The following is a 4926-nucleotide window of genomic DNA, read 5'->3' on the forward strand; positions in this document are numbered from 1 at the left end:
TCAGCTCGGGTGCCGAATGGAAATACCGAAACGGACTGGCGGGCTTCGCCCTCGATCTGCGGCTCATCTCAGCCAACTACCAGCACACTGCCCCGCCTGCCACATCCATCTGACAGAACCGAAATGAATATGAAACTGGCGAGTGCATGGATGGCGGGAGCGTTGGCCGTGATGGGCCTCGCGGGCCCGGCATCGGCAACCGTGTACAACCTCTCGCTAACGGGCTCAATCGCCAACGAGACAAGTGGCTCGTTCAACGCAGCTGGCGGTGCGACGCTCGGATATGGCACACTCATACTGGACGGCTTCACGCCTTTCAGCATTGCGAGCGGCGATGGCGTCAACATCGATCTGGCGCTTGACGGCCCGTTCACCGTGCCGCTGTCGGTCGCATCGCCCGGCTATGGACAATTTTTCGGGGTGAATTTGTTTGGTGCCAATAACAGCGGGCCGACTGGCGCATCGAACACCGGTTCGGTGCTGTTCAACGGTCTTATGCCGGCCAATCTCCCCAATCCCCGCGACGGCGGCTGCGGAAATTGCATCAGCTTGTTGCTCTTCCAGCCGGTCGGACCCGAGTTTTCTTTCACCGGGTTGCAAAGCTCCACCAACGTCGATGGTGTCTTCGCGCCGTTCGATCTGACGGGTGCGTCGATCAGTTATCAAGTCACCCTTGGCGCGGCTGTGCCCGAGCCTGCTCCCTGGGCACTGATGATCGGCGGGTTTGGCGTCGTTGGTGGCGCAATGCGGCGCCGGCCTCGCGCCAAGGTCCTTTTCGCGTAGGCCGACAAGCGGGCGATTAAACTCTTCGGATTGAGATTCGCCGGCAATCGCGCCGGCCCATCGTGCGACCCGAGCCGCCTCCGTCGATACGGAGGGGCCGAACTATGGGGCGGTGCTGATCCAGCGCCGCCCCTTTCTTTGAGTCAGAGCAGTTGCTGCCGCTGCGTCGTCCAGATCGGAGAAAGCTCAAATCCGAGCATTATTATGCTGAAGGCTCGCGGGCGCGCCTTCGGCTCGTGAATTTGTCATTCCAGCGATTTATCCGCTTTCCGATAACGTGTCGGCATTGCCGAACCGTAGTATACGTACCGCGTGCAATGATCAGCTCGAACCCCATAAAGGAAAGGCGAAAAATGCGCTTGCAATCGCGCTGCTTCGCATGAAGCGTTGGCGCATGCGTAGCGCCATTTTCTTACTTTTTTTGCTGTTCGGCTCCGCGCCTGCCGCCGCTGAATTTCTCGATTGCAGCAAGCCGGAGATGGTCAAAATCGTCAAGGAACGGCTGCCAAATTTCAAGTGCGCGCAAATCCAGAAGAACGCCCCGGCCGGTCTGCCAGTTCGCTACATCTGGGACGCATCGGACAAGACCTTCGCCCCAAACCTTCCGCCGGTGTACCAGACGATCCAGATCGCTAATGATACGGTCGCCAAGGCCGAGGCGGTTTGGAGCGCGGCGGCGACTCTTCAGATGCACGAGGTTACGTTCGTGCTAGGCTCCACCAACACACCGATCGAGTTTCACGGCAAGCATTTCAAGGGACTGACTATGTCCCCGAGAAACAGCAACGGTAACCAAGATTGTATCGTGTTGCTCGATCTCAATCAGGTCTGGTTGACGAGTGCCGGGATCGATCGCCCACGCGACCTGGCGTTCGTCATTGCTCACGAATTCGCGCACTGCGTCCAACGCTGGAATTACCCGTACGCGTTCGCATCGAAAAACAAGGATTGGTGGCTCGAAGGATTGGCCACGACCCTTGGTCAGGTTGTGGTGCCTGACGCAGCTGAGCCGCACGAGGTTGAACAGGCGTTTGTCGGCAAAATCGGAACGGTGCCTTTCACACAGCTGAGTTACGAGAATGGACTTCTGTTCCAGTGGATGTGGAACAAGAAGCCGGCGTCCGTCTTCGAGTTTATGGTCGGGCTGAACGAAGGCGTGGGCTTGCCAATAGACGCGCAGGCAGCGGAATTCGTAAGCACGGCTGGGGGTGCGCAGGGTATGAGCGATTTCGCGCGCAAGCTCGTGGACAATGGCATACCGAACGGAGCCGGATGGCGTCCTGGCCCCCTAAAGCCGGGATTGCCCATCACAATCAGTGAAGCCGGAAGTTCCGCGCTGCCGGGCGCGCCTTACACCGTCCAGCTCCGCCCGGTTATTTTCAAGTCGGGTCGCTTTGCGGCGACGCTGGAGGCGCCGTCGGCCAATGTCGGGCGTGGCGTAAAGATGGCTGCCAAGACAACATGGGCAAACGATTTTCCTCTGTCAGTTGGCTCGGACGACTGCGACCAAGTTGATCGGTCTCAGGTTGTGGTGATGAAGACCGACAAGTCGGCGACGGCTTCGATAGAGGTCGAGAGGAAATCGAAATGCAAGCAGATAGGCCTGATTTCAAATACGAGCGCTGGAACCTGTCCCGTTGGCACTTGGGATGTCGATAATAACGCGCGTGCGGCGTTGCTGTCGAATTGGCTCGGTCGCGACGGCAAGGTAACGAGCGCGTCTGGTACAATGCGCTTCAATTTTCGACCGGACGGAACTTCGACGATCGACGCGACCGATTTCGCGGCGGACATCGCGGGGGCGGCTGAGCATGGGATGCCGCCGCTAAATGTTCACGTGGCGGTGACAGGAAGTGACGGGGGTAAATTTACGGCGTCGGCAGGATTGCTGAGTTATAAAAACGGCGGCGGCACCCTTAAAGTGAACATTCTGGTGAAGGTCGCTGGGATGTCGTTTCCTGCGCCGAGCACCGAACCGTTCAATGATGGGCAGTGGAAGTATGAGTGCGAGGGCGATGTGCTTCAATTGACATATGTCGGACCCATCGCGGTGCCCCCGAGCCATGTGCCCAAATTTACGTTGCTACGCGCGACCCACTGGTAACGCGATCAAGGTCCTCGGAACACTCTTGCGTCGTGCCGTCGGGCGGTTCGACCCATCGTGCGACGCGCTTATTACGTTTGATTTTTCTCTATCGTCATTAGATCTTTTTGCCAGCAACCAGAAAAGTCGGCGTCGTCATGGGAGCATCGCCATTGACCTGGAATATCCGTCAGGCCGGCAGGGATGATGGCGACAGGCTTGCGCTTATAGGGGCCGCAACATTCTTGGAGACCTTTGCGGGAGTCTTGGACGGGACGGCTGTGGTCGCTCACTGTCGGCGTGAACATACGGAAACGGCCTACACCAAATTGCTCACCGCCGGAGCGCGCGTGGTTAGCTGTGTTGCGGCCGGGCGATGCACCGATTGGCTTCGCGCTCGTCGGGACAGCGCACCTACCTGGCATGGTCGAAGGCGATGTCGAACTGAAGCGGATCTATGCCCTGTCGCGCTTTCACGGCAGCGGTATCGGCACCGCGTTGATGGAGTATGCGGTAAGTGCTGCGACGGAATCTGGCGCCCGGCGTCTCCTGCTGGGGGTTTTCGCGCAAAATCATCGTGCGATCGCTTTCTATCGCAAGAAGGGTTTTGAGCAGCTCGCCACGCGGAAGTTTAATGTTGGCGGGACCGATTACGACGATGTGGTTCTGGCGCGCCAGCTCTGACTGTTCGGTCGTGTGGACGGTGGGTGGGTCGACGAATTCGCCCAAAGGCAAAGTCCGTTTGGTTGGGTATCGCAACAAAACGAGGTATCTCCACCGATGGCGCACATATCACGGTCCTGGGGAAAAAGGCACGTATGTTAGACCATGTCAGCATAGGCGTATCCGACATCGCCCGTTCCATCAGGTTCTATGAGAAGGCGCTCGCCCCGCTCGGCATGACTCGGCTGAAGTCATATGGCGGGACTGAAGATATGCCGGAGCACGTTGGATTTGGCTCCGGTTATAAACCGTATTTCTGGCTCGGTCGGCGCGAGCCGATACGCGGATACGTCCACATAGCGTTGGAAGCGCCAGATCGAGACGCAGTCGATGCGTTTTACCAAGCCGCAATGGCGGCCGGCGGTCGCGACAACGGTCCACCGGGCCCACGTCCACAATATCATGAGCGTTATTACGGAGCGTTCGTCCTCGATCCGGATGGCTGCAATTTGGAAGCAGTTCATCATGGGTTCTGACGCCTTGGTGTAGCCAACTCGCCGATAGCTGGCCTGGGCCGCATAAGGATCACATGCGATGCGCATGGATTACGCTCTCAATCGTTGGTCGCGGACTGTTGAGATCCGCTGCAATGCTGCGACTTAAACGAACAGATTGACGACCTCGGCTTCAGGAAGTGCGGCGTTGACCAGCAATGAGCGGTGACAGCGGGTCGGCTCCCGTTCGAAGCACAGCAAAGCTGTCGGCGTTTCTTCCGCGATCGTCCGCAGTTGTGCAATTTGCGCGAGCGCCTCGGGCAATTCCAGCTGCCCAGCGTAAACCTCGGCGAGTTTCGCATGATTGTTCTTGCGCGCGGCCTCGCGCCCTTCAGGCGGTGTGCCCAGCGCCTTCAGCCCAATATAGTCGATGCCGGCGTCGCGCAGCCCGCCTGCCAAAATGTTCTTGGAAAAGCCTGGCCGCCGGGACAGCGGGACGGCGCGGACGTCGGCCAAGGTTTTGACACCCGCTGCTGACAGCGTTGAGATAAGCTCGGCTTGAGTGACACCTTCATAGCCGATCGTGAAAATGCGCATCTCCACCATATGGGTATCAGGGCCAACGGTTAAACTCTTGCGCGGGCGCAGCGGGTGCTCAAGAGTGGAGAGTGTAATCGATACACGCCACTACATCGTCAGTCTCGGGAACTGCATGATCCGCGCGTGCTCTCGCTTTTCCTAGTGGATTGAACGAGACGGACGAGTCCATGCGGGGATTCCGGTCGTGTCCCAGGTGGTGGTGTAGGTCGCGGTTGGCCATCGGCGATCTTCGGTTAGGTTTGGGTTGCAACATCCAACCAACGGAGATCACCGATGACCGACGATACGATGAACCTGCAGNNG

Annotated in this window: 5 protein-coding genes; 4 read left to right on the top strand and 1 reads right to left on the bottom strand. The window is 58.5% G+C overall.

Annotation, left to right across the window (positions count from 1 at the left end; translation table 11 throughout):
• The 4 genes from ACM9ME_RS15265 to ACM9ME_RS15280 all read left to right on the top strand — a co-directional run.
• The coding region (locus ACM9ME_RS15265) for a PEPxxWA-CTERM sorting domain-containing protein (protein WP_415644314.1) at window positions 1–783 on the top strand (783 nt) is incomplete at its 5' end.
• 394 nt (window positions 784–1177) lie between these two features.
• Entirely contained in the window at window positions 1178–2887 is a 1710-nt protein-coding gene (locus ACM9ME_RS15270; protein WP_415644315.1) for a hypothetical protein, read from the top strand.
• A 339-nt stretch (window positions 2888–3226) separates the two neighbouring features.
• Window positions 3227–3550, top strand: a complete 324-nt coding sequence (locus ACM9ME_RS15275) for a GNAT family N-acetyltransferase (protein WP_415644316.1) — start codon at window positions 3227–3229, stop codon at window positions 3548–3550.
• 62 nt (window positions 3551–3612) lie between these two features.
• The gene (locus tag ACM9ME_RS15280; RefSeq protein ID WP_415644317.1) at window positions 3613–4065 is read left to right on the top strand and encodes a VOC family protein; all 453 of its coding nucleotides are present in this window, start codon (window positions 3613–3615) and stop codon (window positions 4063–4065) included.
• Window positions 4066–4188: 123 nt separating this feature from the next.
• Here the strand turns inward: ACM9ME_RS15280 and ACM9ME_RS15285 are convergent, their stop codons facing one another.
• The gene (locus tag ACM9ME_RS15285; protein WP_415644318.1) at window positions 4189–4620 is read right to left on the bottom strand and encodes a DUF488 domain-containing protein; all 432 of its coding nucleotides are present in this window, start codon (window positions 4618–4620) and stop codon (window positions 4189–4191) included.
• Window positions 4621–4926 lie beyond the last annotated feature (306 nt).

Origin of the sequence: Sphingomonas antarctica (assembly GCF_965137005.1) — a bacterium.
GTDB lineage: Bacteria > Pseudomonadota > Alphaproteobacteria > Sphingomonadales > Sphingomonadaceae > Sphingomonas_O > Sphingomonas_O antarctica.